The sequence below is a fragment of the Peribacillus sp. 05N428 genome, assembly GCF_056397085.1.
In genome coordinates, this window is record NZ_JBFTMS010000008.1 from 177,036 (window position 1) to 191,597 (window position 14,562).

Consider the following 14,562-nt stretch of genomic DNA (forward strand, 5'->3'; position numbering starts at 1 on the left):
TACTTGACTGCCCCATAAGCGAATGAAAACATTCAAACGGCCTTATTGCAGGAAGTTTGAGTGTTTTCTTTATTGAGCAGGACTTGCCAACTCGCCCTTTGGTCTTTTCAGTACTTTCCCCTCATTTAAAATTAACTTCAATGAATTCAACCTCTTCTGCCCGACTTAATGTTCCATGGGCTTTTCCAACGGTGCCTTCTTTGTCTTCCCAAAAGAAGTTATGGTCCTGAACGATCGTGCTAAAATCAAAGTCTCGCCACCGGGCAGCGATGGACAGCAATCGATCTCTATGCTGAAAATCACTTGAATCAACTATTTTATAAACTTCTTCTATAATCTTAGGGGACATCGGTATAGCTCCCCATTTATCTTGCGAGCGAACCTTTTGATGAGTCATTTTATGCATGACGTCCATGACTTCCGTTTCGGTTGAGCCTTCATCAAGTCCTGTTTCAAATTCAATCCCAGCATATATCGCTGTTTTCGCTTCAAGTTCCGCCGCTTTAGCTTTCGCTTCCCTTTGGGCTTCGATTTTTTCATCTTCTCTTTCTCTTTCAATTTGTTCTTTGGCTTCCCTGGCTTCCATTACCTGTTGAGCTTTTTCGTACTCATTGGAGTTCTCCATGATTTTAAAGGAAGCAACCCCCACCCCGAATAATGCAACAGCAGAGATTCCACTAATAAGTAAAACCTTTTGCGTTTTCTTCATAAAAACTTCCTCCAAGATTGATAATGTCAGATACTATTTATTTTAACATATTGAATGGATGGACTATCCAGAAAAGGAACACATCCCCCTCTCATTCTTCAATAAAAATTACATAGTTTCAGATATCGATAATTACCCAACATCCCATTCTATTTTTTGAAGAAGATTTATTCGTCACTTATTGCATGCTGGATGACACATATAATGCAGCAACAGTCGACAAGAAAAATTGATAATACCGGGTGCCGGGCATTGTGAAGCTGAGGTAGTGGATTTGGAATAGTATTGGAATAAGGTATGGGGGTTTGTGGATAAATAGATGGAGTAATGTAAAAAGGTAAAAAAGAAACTGCCAATCTAATATCGGCAGTTTCTTTTCGTTTTCGTACAGCCGGCGTCTTTATCAGAATTAATTATCCTGAACGATTATTTCATCGATTATACCGTAATCCTTCGCCTCATTTGCACTTAAGAAGTAATCGCGATCTGTGTCCTTCGCCACCTTTTCGATAGGCTGACCGGTCCTTTCGGAGATGATTTGATTGATATGATCCTTTAGCTTCAAAATCCTTCGGGCAGAAATTTCGATTTCCGTTGCTTGCCCCCTCGCCCCACCAAGCGGTTGATGAAGCATGATTTCACTATTTGGCAAAGCGCACCTTTTCCCTTTCGTACCCGCCAATAAAAGCATGGCACCGAATGATGCGGCCATCCCCGTACATACAGTCCGGATATCAGGCTTAATATATTGCATCGTATCATAAATGGCGAAACCGGCACTGGTCGATCCCCCCGGACTGTTTATGAAGATGGTAATTTCTTTATCAGGTGCATCTGCTGCCAAGAATAACAATTGGGCTACCACACTATTGGCTAAATGATCGGTGATCTCTTCCCCAATCATGATGATACGGTCTTTTAGAAGTCTGGAATAAATATCGTACGAGCGCTCACCTTTGCTGGATTGCTCAATTACATATGGAATGGTGGTCATATCTCTTCTTCCTCCTAACAATAATATTGGCTATGCAGCCATTGAGAGTGTGTTTGAAGGAGTGAAGCTTGATTTGGAAAGATTCGAACGATTCATCAGTTTAGGAATCATCGACTCACTGTTCAGGGATTTGAAAGATGGGATGCTTCTAATGAGGATATCCGGATTTTGGGCTTTTAAAGCCTGTGTCATCAGGGAGATGAGCCGCTGCTCCTCCTCATCCTGCCAATCTTCCACGCAAGACAACCTACGATCTTCAACGTCATTCTCAAAACGCTTCTTCACACGGTTCAAGATTGCCTTTACAGCCGTTTCCGTGGTGTTCAAGTAATCTGAGATTTCTTTTGACCGGTAGAGGAATCCTTCCTTTAATATGAACACTACAGCTTGTTTCGGGGTAAGGGATTTTATTATATATTCAACCGTTTCAAAGACATTTCTCCCAACTGCCCCCAGTTGTTCGGTATCCAACAGATCGTCTAAAGATTCTTTTTTCCTTTTTCGTATCGTATCAATCCAGGAATGTCGGGCTATCGTCTTCAATAAAGCTGTTGTTATCACCGTTTTCTTCCCATAGCCCTGCATTGCCTTCAATATCGTTTCCTGAGCCAAATCATCCCCATCCCAATTATTTTGGGTCAGGAATCGGCAAAACCGAATCAATTCAGGATAAACTTCACGCAAAATTGCACCGTTATCCCTTTCTTCAGCAATATCTTCCCTCAACTTATTTATCATTTTTCTCACTCCTTCAACACCCTCTATCCTCTAAACGTTTCAGAAAGAGAAAAAGATATGGGGGTGAAAAATTTTCCTTCATGCTTCATTATATTCTATTCCATTTTTTCCATTGGATTTCCTTTCATACTAAAAACCTGTTTGGTTAGGATCCAAACAGGCTAATATATGGCCTCCCCCGCTGTGTACCCGGTTCGTCACCAATCATTTCAGTGTAGACCTTATTTTCGAAAACAATTATTATTCCCGTGCATTCCGCTCCATTCCAATAAGCCAGCCAGACGCTTGGATGTGACGTACCTGATGTCTTTGCTGTGAATCCTGAATTCGATCCATAGGAACTCTGCTGCTATTCCAAGTGTTCAATGCATTCGACCGTGTATTCGCTAGGTTCCATTTCGTTTACTTCCATACCAAACCAACTGGAGGAGCGACTCTCATTAGCGCTATCTTTACAATAGTTCACCATAGAACCTGCTGGAATTTCTTCAGACTCTTGATCGCTCATCTCTTCAAAATTCACCGACCGCTCGTTATGACGCTCGCTGTCTGACTTTTCATTATCCAGGTCTGCGAACATGAACATGCAGTAAAAAACCAAAACCATAATTGCCATGGTAATCAACCTTGACATTATAGGCAGTAATTTTTTCAATATAGCCAAAACTCTCTTCATGGTGGTTTCCCCAATCCTGCTATAGCATATAAATTCAGAATGAATTAATTCATCTATTAAATATCCATCAATAACACTAGTTTAGAAAAATATTACTATTTTCATTATATCAAGTTCCAGAAGTTTTTTATTGCTTTTATCCAATAAACAACTAAAAATACACCGAACCCTTTAAAAATGGACAGTCCAAAAAATATCAATATCCCCCTCAAATTGACTTCCCTCCTTTTTCAGTGTTACTCTTAAAAGTATACATTCAAAATACTGATTTCATTGGCGTGAATTAAGGGTGATCACTTTTGCCAAAAGAACACTTAATAGACGTGCAACCAATCAGATCATCGGAAAAATTAGATGATATGAAATGGTCATTGAAAAGACATTGCAGCGAGAGAGACTACATATTGTTCTTGTTAGGCATCAATACCGGATTACGGGTGACTGATCTATTATCACTGAAGATAACGGACATTAAAGGAAAGTTTGAGGTCATCATCGAGGAAGGGAAAACAAAAAGGCCAAGAATGATACAGCTTAACAATGTCTGTAATGAATTGGCCGCCTATATAGCCACCATTGATGGTGAATGGCTATTCCCCTCACGCAAGGGCGATAAGCCAATAAGTAAGATACAAGCATACAGGCAGCTTAATAAAGCAGCGGACATGGTGGACATCGAGGGCGTCGGTACACATACCATGCGGAAAACATTCGGTTACTGGCACTATAAACGAAGTAAGAATCTTGCTGAGCTACAAATGATCCTTAACCATTCACATCCTGTAATTACACTTAAGTACATTGGGATTGCTGATGAAGGGACAGAGGACAGCTTAAATGACTTTACACTATGGGAGGACGGAAGAAATGTCATTGACTGAATACAATGCAAAATATGAATCTATCATTCGCAGCAATATTTCCGACAGACAAAAGGCATTGAAGTTAGCTGATCTAATGACCGATATTGAAGACCAGCTAAAAAATGAAATCGGGGAACATCGAAATAAAGAGGTAAATGCTTTATATAAAAAAGTATCTCTTTTCTCCAACTTGTTATGAAATAGTCCTAAGACCTTGCCCTTATGTGCAGAGGTCTTTTTTTGCCTTGAAAGTAAATGATATGTTTCCTTAAGGCATTACACTGAACTCATTTAACTTCCGACTGACTCGGTACTGGTTTTAAAGTTTACAAATTAAACATACTTAAGGAATACTTTTTCGCCATCATTTCCAAGATTTTTATCCCTGCAACGCTGTTCCCCTTCTCATCCAGCGCTGCACCATAAATTCCAATCCCGCATTTTCCGGGGACGGCCCCCATGATTCCCCCTGACACACCGCTTTTAGCTGGTATGCCAACATTAATGGCAAATTCACCTGATGCGTTATACATGCCGCAGGTAACCATGAATGTCTTGCAAATACGGGCAATGTCCCCGGGGATGATTTGCCTTCCCGTCAGCAAATCTTTCCCATTCATGGCCAGCACACAGCCTATCCTCGCTAAATCCTGACTGTCCATTTCAATGGCACACTGCTTCGAATACAATTCGATTAACTCCTCCACATCCTCATTTATTACATGATGCTGCTTTAAAAAATAGCTTAACGACCTATTCAAGTCTGCTGTATTATATTCTGACCGGGCAACATCTTCATTAAAGCCGATATTCGGATTTTGCGTCAACTCCCGGATAAAATGTAAAATACGTTCAAATCGCTCGGTTACACTGGCACCCTCAATCATGTGGGTCACAGTCAATGCTCCTGCATTGATCATGGGGTTTAACGGTTTGGATGGCTTGTTTGTCTCTAACTTGGCAATCGAATTAAAAGGATCGCCAGTTGGTTCTTTTCCTACATAGGAAAAAACATAATCCTCCCCTTTTTCCATTAATACAAGAGCAAGTGTCAAAACTTTTGATATGCTTTGCAGGGTCATTTTACCTCTTACATCACCCGCACAATATCCTTTCCCGTCAGGATAGTAAATAGCAACAGACAAATCCCCAGGATTCGCCTTTTCAAGAGCCGGTATATAGTCTGCCACTGTTCCGTTACTCGTATATTTTTTTGCCTCATCAACCAGTTGCTGTAATTCGTCATTGGACCTGCATTGACATCCCATATTGTTCACAATTTTCCGCCCCTTAGAAAATATGTTTTGTGAAGTGTTCCTAGATATTGTTTTTTTATTTATTGCCATATTTCATCGATATTATTTATTAAAACTGCGAAGCGGCTACTTTCCTGGTCTTGGTTTTCTTAAATAATAATTCTTTATAGAAATTTTTAAATGCTTCTTATTGATACTAATTAGCCCTTTGTAAGGTACAACCATACTTCCCTAATCTGGTTCTGAATTATTTTCGTCTTGTTTAAGAAAAGAAAAAAGACCTCACACTATTGTTGAGATCTTGATTTTAATGCTGCGGTGGAATCAAATAGGGTTCATCTTTTTTTGTTATGTGTATATATTCTAAGTTAATCATCCAATTCTTCAACTCTTAAACCTTCAATACCCATAATTTTTGAAGCTTCGGTTTCATTCTCAGGGAAAATGAAGCATTGTTTTTCATGCGAAGAAGTAGCCAGCCAGACCTTTCCTTGTTTAAAAAAAGACAAATCCTCAGGCAAATTAGGCATTTCCCACTGAAAAAGAGATTTTGCAATCATTTTTATTATTGATTTTGCATTCCCATCAGCATAAAAATAATAAACATTTGCAGTTTGATTATCACCAAGAGTTGTACTAGCCCATGTTGATTCGCTTCTCATTTCTTTTAATGATGCTTTGAACATATTTATGATTTCCTCTAAGTCTTTTATTGCACCCATATCGGTTCTAATAACTAGATGAAATTCATCACATACTTCAAAGCATAAATCAATTAGTTCCTGATAAACTCTATTTTTTGGATCCCTTTCAACGCTTAACATCTTGTCCCCCTATTTATATATCAAGTATTTGCACTGCCATAGAACGCATGTGCACCCTCAATCCGAATACCTTTACCATTTCTGTAGTATCCAGAGAGTGGATGATTGTGCCAAACCATGTTCTTTCCATTTGAAACGCTGATGATAACGGGAGTAATGCATCATGTCTCATATGAATTTTCTATCCTCACAATAATGTTCTCCTACGCAGATCGTGATTCAGAATTACTTTGATCTTGAAAAACAACAACAACAACATATATAACAAAGGTCAAGCTGTAAGACACGTGGGCTAACGCCTTGTAAAAAAACAGGGGCAACCTTCTCTGTTCTTTAAAGATTTAATTAAAAAAAGAAGGAATTAGAAGCGATAAGACGGAAATATAGAACATACGAATATTATCGCATAAGAAGCTTTCATATGTATCTCACACTTGATGGAAAGTAGGAAAGGTCATGGGAAAATCAAAAAGTTTACAAGAAATCTATAACGCCAACCGTCCAGAAAATAATGAACTTTTCCGAGCGATACAACAGCAGCTACAACTGAAGTATCCAGACAAACGAATGACAGCTACGAGAACCATGCAAATAATTGTGGCTGATAGTGTTTCATCTGGAGAGCTGCGGAATGTGGAAGCCCGCCTTCTGTACAGTTTATAAGAATCTGCTGTTTCATAAACCGTTTAAAAGTTTCGAACACAGAAACGAATTCATCATTGAAAGAAATTCTGAAAAAAATGGCCCATTTGTTGAATAAAGTAAATGGATGAAGTATATAATCCATTTGGTTATGATCGAGCCTGAGACCTAACGATCGAGCTTGAATCAACATGGTACATATAATTTGGGTCGTTTCGTAAACAAACTTCATTCTTTCGCCTACTTCGTGCGCCCTGTGCAATGATTTTTGCCTTTGGAAAAGTCTCAGATATTTTATTACTCAATTTCAATATATACCTACTTTCAACTGGTGAGTAAAAATGCTCAAAAGATAAAGATTGACAACATTTTTAGAGTGACTCATACTAGTAATGACTCAGGTGACAGAATATTATGAATAGTGGAGGGGTAATTATGAATAAGATTTTCGTTCCTAACGCAATCGCCACTTTAACAAGGCTTTTCTACAGTTCGACTACAACGAATGAGTATTTAGCTATGAGAACCGCCCAATTCTACATTGAAGACCTGAAGTTACTGCAAGACGTGGAGGCTGTTGCCTTGGCGATCGAAAATCAAAATGCTTTCGCATTAATGTCTAAATTCAAATTATTTGATTATAAGGCTGCTGAAAAAATTGAAATCGCACTCTCCGCTTCTGGCTATACGGAAGCAGACTTGAATGCTATGAATATTGAAATCTAAATCAATTAACAAAGTTTACGAAACGAATGGCAGAGTTAATACTCTTTGACCCATTCGTTTTTTCTTTTTAATTGTAAGAACAAACGTTGATAAAATAAACGATTTCAGTGCATAATATTCTATCACCTTTTAAACTCCGATAAGCTGCCAATTGTTTCATTCGATTTTGTTTGCTCCTTGGTTTCAATTCCCTTCATTCTGGAGTGATTAAAAACCATTGCATAATGCCCCCGCACATTATTTGTACATGTTCTGTAGTGCGTCATGAACACAAAAAAGCTTCACACAATTAAGTGTGAAGCTTGATGTAATAGCGATTCTTCGCTATTGGTGATACCGGTGGCCGGGGTCGAACCGAACACTCCAGAGGAACACGATTTTGTGTCGGGCTAAAAAATGTTAAATTCCCCATTTGCGGAAACCGATATCCCTTAAAAACCATCATATTTCTCCCTCTTTTTGAACCGCGCAATGGGGAAACAAGCAAAAATTAGTCTCAGAACTATGAAAAACCACCAAAAAAACAGTAAATTCCTAATCAAATGGCAACCCCAAAGAGAACCACAAGCATAGAATTTCCAGATTCAGTGCCACTATGGTTTGATACTTATATCTTTCCGCTAAACTCCCACAGCCCAAGCTGCCCTTTTGCAGGAATATATTCATCGAGCATCCGCATGTCCTCAATTTCCCAGGCATAGCCGCCAACTCTGTAATCCCCTAAAAACAAGTCGTTCCCTGAAATAACCCGACTATCTTCTAAGACCGCCCAGTTTCCATTGTTTTCTTCTATTTTCAAACAGTTTTTCAGCTTGCAGACTCCAATTATCATTCCGGTCGGCAGATTATCTTCTGTATACCCATGCTTAGCCAGCAGCTCGGCAACTCCATCCTGTCTACAGGCGGGCTTATCTACTTTTTTGCTCGTATGAATAGCAAGAGGACCCCGATAATGCGTTCTCCAAGTCCTTGTTTCATATTCGGCTTCCCTAAGGACAAATAAGCTTGCCCAAGGCTGGATCATCGACAGTACTTTCATTATTAATCCCCCTGCTCCTGACATGATTAAGTTAATTGGTTATATAGTTCCCTTGAATAAGGATAATATAGACTGTATCTAGATTTAATGTTCTCTTTTGCCATAAAAAAGACAGCTAACCAAAATGTACGCTGTCCTCGTGGTCCTAACTATATTTTGTTGCAACACTAAGTGCATGTAGACATAATAGATGCTAGTGCATTATTTTGGCAGTTCTACAGTAAACGGTTCTAACTTTTCACTGTCGATAAAGCTAGAAAAATCGAATTGTAGAACAGTTTTCTCCTGCTTAAAATCAGCTATTTTTTCCTTTGTTTTGTCTATTAACTTGTGCTTAACGGCAGCACAAGGGAATACCCTAAAAAAGGCAATACTAAAGACACCTTGCAACATCGAATTTTTTTCCATACTATAAGGGTAAGGAAATTCCATATTTAGTTTTATAGGATTATTGATTTAAAATGTTTGGAGGCAGGGTATTGCGAGTACCTTGTCTCTTTTTTTTCATTCGACTTAATTTCGTACCCTTTTTTTATTTATATTTTCAATCGGTGAAAACTCTTTGTGCTTTCTGATAACGTCATCAGAAAACAAATTTACATAGTGCTTTACCATTTCCATTGATGTATGTCCTAAAATTGCTTGAAGTTCAAAGATACCAGCAGATGCTTCTACAGATAATCGAGCAAAAGTATGTCTGAATTTATGACAAGTAGCTTGGATATTTATCGCTTTACCGTATCTGGATATTTGCGATTGCATCTGTCTTTTAGTTAATGGATCATTGTCGATATTTACAAATAGAAAATCATGTTCTAATACTCTCTAATCGAGAGGTATCGTTGGAGTTGTCTTTCATCCTGTCTTGAATCGGTACGAAGCGTTGTTTGTATCCCTTTGTGTTTTGAATCAGTATTCTTGAGCGCGAGTAATCAATGTCTTTTATATTGATTCCTATACATTCAGATGCCCTTATACCTGTTTCAAGCAGCATCATAATTGTTAAGGCCCTCAAGGCTGCCTAAGTAAATATAGTGTCTAACTTTTTGGGTTCACTTCAATAGGTGGTCTTCTTTTATTTGTTCAAAAATCAACATTAATGTTTAGCAAAGCCAAAAATAATGAATTCTAATAGCTTTTTTAGTGGATTAATATATAACCTTGGGAAGATAGCTTAAGTCCAGCACGGGTCAAAGTAGAGCTTCTGAGGATAGGTACAAACCAGTATATGAGTAAAAAAAATGAGAATTTTATTAATTCTTTTTCAATTAACAAATGTAGATAGATTAGTTAGATATGTTCTTTATGTTAAAATAAGGAAGACCAACTAAATTTAATGATTATTGTTTCGGGGAGTGATATTAACATGGGCTACTGTATTTATTATAAAAAAACAGATGAAGATTTGAGATTTGATAATGAAGAACATATAATTCCAGCAGGGTTAGGTGGGATAAAAAAACTTGAAAAAGGAACTGTATCAGACGAGGCAAACGCAAAGTTTTCTAAAGAAGAGCTGGTAATACTAAGAAATTCTTTTATTGGTCTTAATAGAATGAATAATGGTCCGGGCAAAAGAGGTAGTCTTAATATAAAAAAAGTTAAAAATCCTATTATGAGGGTAATTAGGCAAGATCCTAATCATAGTCCCATAGAGTTTGTGTTGGGGTTTATATTCGCGGGACGATCAGTTTTCATCCCACAACTAACTACTTTTATGGATTATAATTCAATTTCTTACCATTATTTAGCTTCAAATATAAATGTAACGTCTGTAGATAATTTGCAGATTGAATTAAATGAAAAACTCATACAATTCTTAGAAGACAAGAAAAGAGAATTTAAATTGGTGCATATGCCATTTAAAACAGACAAACATTTTATACATATAGGTTTGTATCAAGGAAGATGGTATGCTGCTACTTCTTTTAAAAGGCTTAATTTAAATATTTTTGCAGGTGATATGTTGCCAATCTTATATGAATTGAAAGAGAAATCTAAGGATAAAAAGGCATTGCCACAACCAAAATTTATAGATGAATCTGTTTCTGAATTTAAAGATGAAATTAATACAGATGCTATAAAGCTATATTTTTTATATTTAAAAACAGCTTTTAATGCATTATCTTTTTTCAAGGGTGCTAAATATGTATGTAATGATATATTTGATGAGATTCGTGAAAGTATTATTAATGTAAACAATACGGATAAGTTTATTCAATCAAATAAAGATTTGGATGATCCAGAAATTAAAACATATGTCAAAAAATTCCCCGATAAAGCTCATTATGTAATTATATGTGCAAGAAGTAATAGGTTAAATGCATATGTGAGTTTTTATGGAGAAAAGCCAGCCATAATAGAACTAACAAATAAATATCAAGATGAGGATTTTATAGATGGGCTTATTTGTGATTGGGAGAATAGAAAAGAATCTAGATTAGAAAATTATTGATGTGAAGGTATTTCAAAAAGGCTATAAACTAACTAATGGATAACTAAGTTTAAGACAAAGGACTCAGACCACAATCAAGTGGTCTATTTAAATTAAAAGGTTTTTTTATCTAAATATAAAATATTGATTTTAAAATAAAAAATAAGCCTACTCGATAGGCTCGTTTTTTTACTGCTTATTCAAAGTTTAATTTAACAAATTGAACTTCTTCTTCAGGAGTAAGAACTCCGGTTGCTTTACCGACATTTCCATTTTGTTCTCCCCAAAGGTAATTGTGTTCTTCCACTATATCGTCGAAGTTTCCTTCTTTCCATTTTCCTACGATTCTCAGCAATTCACTTTTATAGTCGATCATTTCACTATCATCAATGAAATTATAGAGTGCATTGATGTTTTCAGAATTCATTTCAAGGTTGTACCACTTTTCTTCAGAAACTACTTTTTGATGAGTCATACTATGCATTGTTTTCATAACGTCTTCTCTTTTTGAAGCTGGTCCAAGTCCTAGTTCATATAGAACTTCTTCATTTTCTAAAGCTGGTTCTTCCGTATATTCTTCGTCAGTTGTCTCAAAGTCCGTTGTCTCCAAAACAGGAGATGTATCTTCTTGCGTTTCTTCATAATTTTTAGCATTCTGATTGATTGTTATTATTACTGAGATAGCTGCGGCAGCTACTATAAGTCCAAACATTGACCATCTAAATTTATTCATTATAAAATCCTCCGAGTCATAGTTCGATTATCACTCATTTCAGTTACATCCTTTTATGATAAGCTAACCATTATTATATTAACATAAACTATTAACAAATAATCTTAAACTATTAAGTAACCATATAGATAGATAAAAAATATATATCTTATAATAAAAAAATTGAGCATAAGTTATTAATCCTCAAAATCATCTAAATCTAAATTGATTAGATGGGATTAATAATCACTCTGTATTGGCCATTAAACTATTCCCTATATAAATTCTATATTAAAATTTATTAGAAACCAATACAGAGCATCCTGAGACTTCTAAGGATTATATAAATCTTACCAGTTCATTAATTGAACATTGGAATCATTTAATCTTCCTTCAAATATCTCATAAAGATCAATTTGTCCATGCTTCAATTGGCTTTTATATAAGGTGTTTTCTAAGCAAGTTCTAAAGTAAACTCCAAAGTTATCTATTTCACGATTTGCTTCTACCTCTTTTATGTTATTTCATCGTTGTTAACCAATTTCTTGTTAACAAAATAATTATTAATATTTTTATATTGTTCTTTTTTATTTTTCCTTTTATAAGCTGGTAACTTTTGTACAGGCTTGGATTGCTCTTTTGTTATTGCTAGGGTTACCACTTTTGTCATTAGAAGTTAATTCTTCTGTTTTTTGTGTAGAGATGGTAGAGCCGCATTTGCCATCTCTTTTATTATTAAAAGACACCGAACATTCGTTTGTAAAGTATAGGTTGGGATATATTACCTATGTTTTTAATCCTCTTAATGCTCCGTGCAACTTATGCTTTTGCTCCAGATCTTGTCCCCCTAAATTCACATATCTTTTAGTAACAGCGATATCTGTATGACCAAGTTAAATGCATTAAAGAGAATGCATCCACACCTGAAACAATCATCCTCTTAGCCATCGTATGTCTAAATGTATGAGGACAAACTCGCTTATTTATCATTGTTTCCTTCCCATACTTAGTATGCTATGTCGATTTAATTCTTTATTATCCTGGCTTATGAACAGTTTGGTCGTCTCAACGTCCCCTCTTATCTTTATATATCTGCTTAGCTGCCTCTTGTGTCGTTTCAGATAAGTAAACCGTTCTTTCAAAGAGATTTTTTGTTCTTCTAATAATGATAATGTTCCCCCTAACATCATCTACTTCAATGCCTACAAGTTCAGACAATCTGACTCCAGTATCTAGGAAAACAAGTATGATTACTTCATCTCTAAAGGATATAAACGTTTTTTCTTTTCTAATTGTCCTTATAAGTTTCTCAATTTCTTCTTTATTGTTTCAATTGTCTTTTGTCTATCTCCTAATAATTTGATGTTCCTCATTGGGTTCTTAACGATTTGCTTACATAAAAAGTTATAGAATGCTCTTAGAGCTCTCAACAGGGTATTAATAGTAGTAACTTTCATTAGTTCCTTACTCTGAAGAATTAAGCTTTTTACGTCCTTTTGTACCCATTCAACGAGCTGCTTATTAATTATCTTCTTTGCTCCATGAAATTCATTTTTGTAGTATTCAATCGCCGCTGGTCTTAAGTTTCTTAAATAGCAGTCCTTAAAAAGGCTTCATATGCTTCATCATCTGAAATCTCTTCTTAATAATTCTTAGTTCATCTTCCCGTTAATTCTTTACGTCTTCTCATTACGACCTCCTACGCACACGATTCGCAGCACACGATTCTTAGTTATTTTTGTCGTGTAAAAGACAAAGAAAAAAGGCCTCAACAATTAAGTTGAGACCTTGATTCTATAAGCTTTCATGAAACCGGTGGCCGGGGTCGAACCGGCACTCCAGAGGAACACGATTTTGAGTCGTGCTATAAAGAGTCACCGTTTCCCTAACGAGTAGAGATCGGTGACGTCAGCGTTTATATATTATCGTTCAGTATTTACGAGTATTACGATGCGTACGATTGTATCACTTTAACGTAATTGTACACGGACGGGCTGCGGAAAGCAATAACAACTATTAACTCTCGGCCCTCTTTTTAACGCTAATATAATAGGTAGAAACACGGAAATATATGCAGAATTTATTCGTTAACCTCCACAGCAATAATTTCCGACATCTTCACGCGATCCACTTCGTCAGCTTCCGTTTTCAGACGCACTTCCTTATGTACAGGATCGACGTAATGTATGCGTCCAACTATTTCGTAATTAAAGCCGTCCACCCACTTCGTAATCTTAACCGCAAAATTATGTTCCATCGCGTAGCAGATACGTTGGTCGAACTCTTCATATTGAAACTCGTCTATAATCGGTTTTTGTTGTCGGTGATAATCCGTATCCAAATCACGCAGCATCTTCGTATATTCCGGAAGAAATGCGGCCTGCGCCCACTTTAATTTTCCGCGGTCACGTAACGTCATAATACGTCAGTCCCTTCGTATGGATAACGATATTATAACACGAACAAACGTTCTATAAACATACAAAAGAAAACCCCGAATTAATTCGAGGCGCAGCGTACTTCAAGAGTAAAGGCTTGTCCAAGTTCAGTCCCGGCTCCCTTTTCATTAATCCGTGTATTATTAACTCTCCAATAAGATCTGAAGTATCAAAGCCAAGTTCTAATCTTTCTGAGTGATTACCTATCGCAAATAAACTAGATATCATATAACTCAAATACATGTGGGTATCCCCATACTAAGGTATTTGCAAGCTATATAAATATATCTTCTAGAGTAAGCCTTATATCCTTAAAATGAATTTCTTTTGTAGTAATTTTTGAACTAACCTGTCCCTTTAGTTCCATAATCGAGTAGAGGGAAAATAAATGTATTATTTTCGCCCCTCTCACAACACCGTACGTACGGTTCGCGTATACGGCGTTTCAATTTATATTACAGTGTGTACTTTTAGATAATGCTCTAAAGCAGAGGGGACTCCCCTCTGCTTT

At 36.6% G+C, this 14,562-nt stretch carries 19 protein-coding genes; 5 read left to right on the top strand and 14 right to left on the bottom strand.

All coding sequences use genetic code 11. From position 1 onward, the window contains the following. Nucleotides 1–121: 121 nt before the first annotated feature. The 4 genes from AC1DIV_RS10820 to AC1DIV_RS10835 all read right to left on the bottom strand — a co-directional run bounded on the left by AC1DIV_RS10820 (nucleotide 122) and on the right by AC1DIV_RS10835 (nucleotide 3,117). The gene (locus tag AC1DIV_RS10820) at nucleotides 122–709 is read right to left on the bottom strand and encodes a DUF6241 domain-containing protein (RefSeq protein WP_340874515.1); all 588 of its coding nucleotides are present in this window, start codon (nucleotides 707–709) and stop codon (nucleotides 122–124) included. Between the two features lie 409 nt (nucleotides 710–1,118). Continuing rightward, entirely contained in the window at nucleotides 1,119–1,703 is a 585-nt protein-coding gene (gene clpP / locus AC1DIV_RS10825) for an ATP-dependent Clp endopeptidase proteolytic subunit ClpP (RefSeq protein WP_034305312.1), read from the bottom strand. Nucleotides 1,704–1,733: 30 nt separating this feature from the next. Further along, nucleotides 1,734–2,441 (bottom strand): sigma factor, encoded by a 708-nt coding sequence (locus AC1DIV_RS10830; protein WP_477576361.1) that lies wholly within the window; start codon nucleotides 2,439–2,441, stop codon nucleotides 1,734–1,736. A 349-nt stretch (nucleotides 2,442–2,790) separates the two neighbouring features. After that, the gene (locus tag AC1DIV_RS10835) at nucleotides 2,791–3,117 is read right to left on the bottom strand and encodes a hypothetical protein (protein ID WP_063596608.1); all 327 of its coding nucleotides are present in this window, start codon (nucleotides 3,115–3,117) and stop codon (nucleotides 2,791–2,793) included. 359 nt (nucleotides 3,118–3,476) lie between these two features. Here AC1DIV_RS10835 and AC1DIV_RS10840 point away from each other — a divergent pair, with 359 nt between their 5' ends. Together AC1DIV_RS10840 and AC1DIV_RS10845 are read left to right on the top strand one after the other, a co-directional pair. Beyond that, the gene (locus AC1DIV_RS10840; RefSeq protein ID WP_340878439.1) at nucleotides 3,477–3,998 is read left to right on the top strand and encodes a tyrosine-type recombinase/integrase; all 522 of its coding nucleotides are present in this window, start codon (nucleotides 3,477–3,479) and stop codon (nucleotides 3,996–3,998) included. Further along, complete coding sequence (locus AC1DIV_RS10845) at nucleotides 3,985–4,179, top strand: hypothetical protein (RefSeq protein WP_340874507.1); 195 nt, start codon at nucleotides 3,985–3,987, stop codon at nucleotides 4,177–4,179. Before AC1DIV_RS10840 ends, AC1DIV_RS10845 begins: the two co-directional genes overlap by 14 nt. Before the next feature lie 127 nt (nucleotides 4,180–4,306). Here AC1DIV_RS10845 and glsA read toward each other — a convergent pair whose 3' ends face one another. Together glsA and AC1DIV_RS10855 are read right to left on the bottom strand one after the other, a co-directional pair. Beyond that, entirely contained in the window at nucleotides 4,307–5,248 is a 942-nt protein-coding gene (gene glsA / locus AC1DIV_RS10850) for a glutaminase A (protein ID WP_063596831.1), read from the bottom strand. A gap of 356 nt (nucleotides 5,249–5,604) precedes the next feature. After that, nucleotides 5,605–6,060: a stage III sporulation protein AH gene (locus AC1DIV_RS10855; RefSeq protein ID WP_336865336.1), complete on the bottom strand. Its 456-nt coding sequence runs from the start codon at nucleotides 6,058–6,060 to the stop codon at nucleotides 5,605–5,607. A 456-nt stretch (nucleotides 6,061–6,516) separates the two neighbouring features. Here AC1DIV_RS10855 and AC1DIV_RS10860 point away from each other — a divergent pair, with 456 nt between their 5' ends. Both AC1DIV_RS10860 and AC1DIV_RS10865 read left to right on the top strand, forming a co-directional pair. Beyond that, complete coding sequence (locus AC1DIV_RS10860) at nucleotides 6,517–6,723, top strand: hypothetical protein (RefSeq protein ID WP_289348959.1); 207 nt, start codon at nucleotides 6,517–6,519, stop codon at nucleotides 6,721–6,723. Nucleotides 6,724–7,137: 414 nt separating this feature from the next. Further along, entirely contained in the window at nucleotides 7,138–7,428 is a 291-nt protein-coding gene (locus AC1DIV_RS10865; protein WP_063596606.1) for a hypothetical protein, read from the top strand. Nucleotides 7,429–8,035: 607 nt separating this feature from the next. Here the strand turns inward: AC1DIV_RS10865 and AC1DIV_RS10870 are convergent. The 4 genes from AC1DIV_RS10870 to AC1DIV_RS10885 all read right to left on the bottom strand — a co-directional run bounded on the left by AC1DIV_RS10870 (nucleotide 8,036) and on the right by AC1DIV_RS10885 (nucleotide 9,464). After that, nucleotides 8,036–8,467: an ASCH domain-containing protein gene (locus AC1DIV_RS10870; protein WP_477576363.1), complete on the bottom strand. Its 432-nt coding sequence runs from the start codon at nucleotides 8,465–8,467 to the stop codon at nucleotides 8,036–8,038. 201 nt (nucleotides 8,468–8,668) lie between these two features. Next, on the bottom strand, nucleotides 8,669–8,860 hold the full coding sequence (locus AC1DIV_RS10875) for a hypothetical protein (protein WP_477576365.1): 192 nt from the start codon (nucleotides 8,858–8,860) through the stop codon (nucleotides 8,669–8,671). Between the two features lie 120 nt (nucleotides 8,861–8,980). Next, nucleotides 8,981–9,229, bottom strand: coding sequence for a site-specific integrase (locus AC1DIV_RS10880; RefSeq protein WP_255264103.1), 249 nt, complete (start codon nucleotides 9,227–9,229; stop codon nucleotides 8,981–8,983). A gap of 46 nt (nucleotides 9,230–9,275) precedes the next feature. Then, the gene (locus tag AC1DIV_RS10885) at nucleotides 9,276–9,464 is read right to left on the bottom strand and encodes a tyrosine-type recombinase/integrase (RefSeq protein ID WP_477576366.1); all 189 of its coding nucleotides are present in this window, start codon (nucleotides 9,462–9,464) and stop codon (nucleotides 9,276–9,278) included. Nucleotides 9,465–9,803: 339 nt separating this feature from the next. Between AC1DIV_RS10885 and AC1DIV_RS10890 the strand changes: the two genes are divergently transcribed. Further along, entirely contained in the window at nucleotides 9,804–10,922 is a 1,119-nt protein-coding gene (locus tag AC1DIV_RS10890) for a hypothetical protein (RefSeq protein WP_477576368.1), read from the top strand. Between the two features lie 175 nt (nucleotides 10,923–11,097). On the opposite strand, the gene AC1DIV_RS10895 is transcribed toward AC1DIV_RS10890, so the two are convergent. The 4 genes from AC1DIV_RS10895 to AC1DIV_RS10910 form a co-directional block, all read right to left on the bottom strand. Beyond that, nucleotides 11,098–11,634, bottom strand: coding sequence for a DUF6241 domain-containing protein (locus AC1DIV_RS10895; protein ID WP_477576369.1), 537 nt, complete (start codon nucleotides 11,632–11,634; stop codon nucleotides 11,098–11,100). A 493-nt stretch (nucleotides 11,635–12,127) separates the two neighbouring features. Next, the gene (locus AC1DIV_RS10900) at nucleotides 12,128–12,283 is read right to left on the bottom strand and encodes a hypothetical protein (protein ID WP_477576370.1); all 156 of its coding nucleotides are present in this window, start codon (nucleotides 12,281–12,283) and stop codon (nucleotides 12,128–12,130) included. A gap of 395 nt (nucleotides 12,284–12,678) precedes the next feature. Next, nucleotides 12,679–12,927 (bottom strand): tyrosine-type recombinase/integrase, encoded by a 249-nt coding sequence (locus AC1DIV_RS10905; RefSeq protein WP_477576377.1) that lies wholly within the window; start codon nucleotides 12,925–12,927, stop codon nucleotides 12,679–12,681. Between the two features lie 766 nt (nucleotides 12,928–13,693). Further along, a complete protein-coding gene (locus AC1DIV_RS10910) occupies nucleotides 13,694–14,032 on the bottom strand; it encodes a YolD-like family protein (protein WP_477576372.1) in 339 nt (112 codons plus the stop codon). Between the last annotated feature and the right edge of the window lie 530 nt (nucleotides 14,033–14,562).

What these genes read in the sequence shown, in the direction of transcription:
- AC1DIV_RS10820 (WP_340874515.1), bottom strand. Translation starts at nt 709, where the DNA reads ATGAAGAAAACGCAAAAGGTTTTACTTATTAGTGGAATCTCTGCTGTT.
- clpP (WP_034305312.1), bottom strand. Translation starts at nt 1,703, where the DNA reads ATGACCACCATTCCATATGTAATTGAGCAATCCAGCAAAGGTGAGCGC.
- AC1DIV_RS10830 (WP_477576361.1), bottom strand. Translation starts at nt 2,441, where the DNA reads ATGATAAATAAGTTGAGGGAAGATATTGCTGAAGAAAGGGATAACGGT.
- AC1DIV_RS10835 (WP_063596608.1), bottom strand. Translation starts at nt 3,117, where the DNA reads ATGAAGAGAGTTTTGGCTATATTGAAAAAATTACTGCCTATAATGTCA.
- AC1DIV_RS10840 (WP_340878439.1), top strand. Translation starts at nt 3,477, where the DNA reads ATGAAATGGTCATTGAAAAGACATTGCAGCGAGAGAGACTACATATTG.
- AC1DIV_RS10845 (WP_340874507.1), top strand. Translation starts at nt 3,985, where the DNA reads ATGTCATTGACTGAATACAATGCAAAATATGAATCTATCATTCGCAGC.
- glsA (WP_063596831.1), bottom strand. Translation starts at nt 5,248, where the DNA reads ATGGGATGTCAATGCAGGTCCAATGACGAATTACAGCAACTGGTTGAT.
- AC1DIV_RS10855 (WP_336865336.1), bottom strand. Translation starts at nt 6,060, where the DNA reads ATGTTAAGCGTTGAAAGGGATCCAAAAAATAGAGTTTATCAGGAACTA.
- AC1DIV_RS10860 (WP_289348959.1), top strand. Translation starts at nt 6,517, where the DNA reads ATGGGAAAATCAAAAAGTTTACAAGAAATCTATAACGCCAACCGTCCA.
- AC1DIV_RS10865 (WP_063596606.1), top strand. Translation starts at nt 7,138, where the DNA reads ATGAATAAGATTTTCGTTCCTAACGCAATCGCCACTTTAACAAGGCTT.
- AC1DIV_RS10870 (WP_477576363.1), bottom strand. Translation starts at nt 8,467, where the DNA reads ATGAAAGTACTGTCGATGATCCAGCCTTGGGCAAGCTTATTTGTCCTT.
- AC1DIV_RS10875 (WP_477576365.1), bottom strand. Translation starts at nt 8,860, where the DNA reads ATGTTGCAAGGTGTCTTTAGTATTGCCTTTTTTAGGGTATTCCCTTGT.
- AC1DIV_RS10880 (WP_255264103.1), bottom strand. Translation starts at nt 9,229, where the DNA reads ATGCAATCGCAAATATCCAGATACGGTAAAGCGATAAATATCCAAGCT.
- AC1DIV_RS10885 (WP_477576366.1), bottom strand. Translation starts at nt 9,464, where the DNA reads ATGATGCTGCTTGAAACAGGTATAAGGGCATCTGAATGTATAGGAATC.
- AC1DIV_RS10890 (WP_477576368.1), top strand. Translation starts at nt 9,804, where the DNA reads ATGATTATTGTTTCGGGGAGTGATATTAACATGGGCTACTGTATTTAT.
- AC1DIV_RS10895 (WP_477576369.1), bottom strand. Translation starts at nt 11,634, where the DNA reads ATGAATAAATTTAGATGGTCAATGTTTGGACTTATAGTAGCTGCCGCA.
- AC1DIV_RS10900 (WP_477576370.1), bottom strand. Translation starts at nt 12,283, where the DNA reads ATGACAAAAGTGGTAACCCTAGCAATAACAAAAGAGCAATCCAAGCCT.
- AC1DIV_RS10910 (WP_477576372.1), bottom strand. Translation starts at nt 14,032, where the DNA reads ATGACGTTACGTGACCGCGGAAAATTAAAGTGGGCGCAGGCCGCATTT.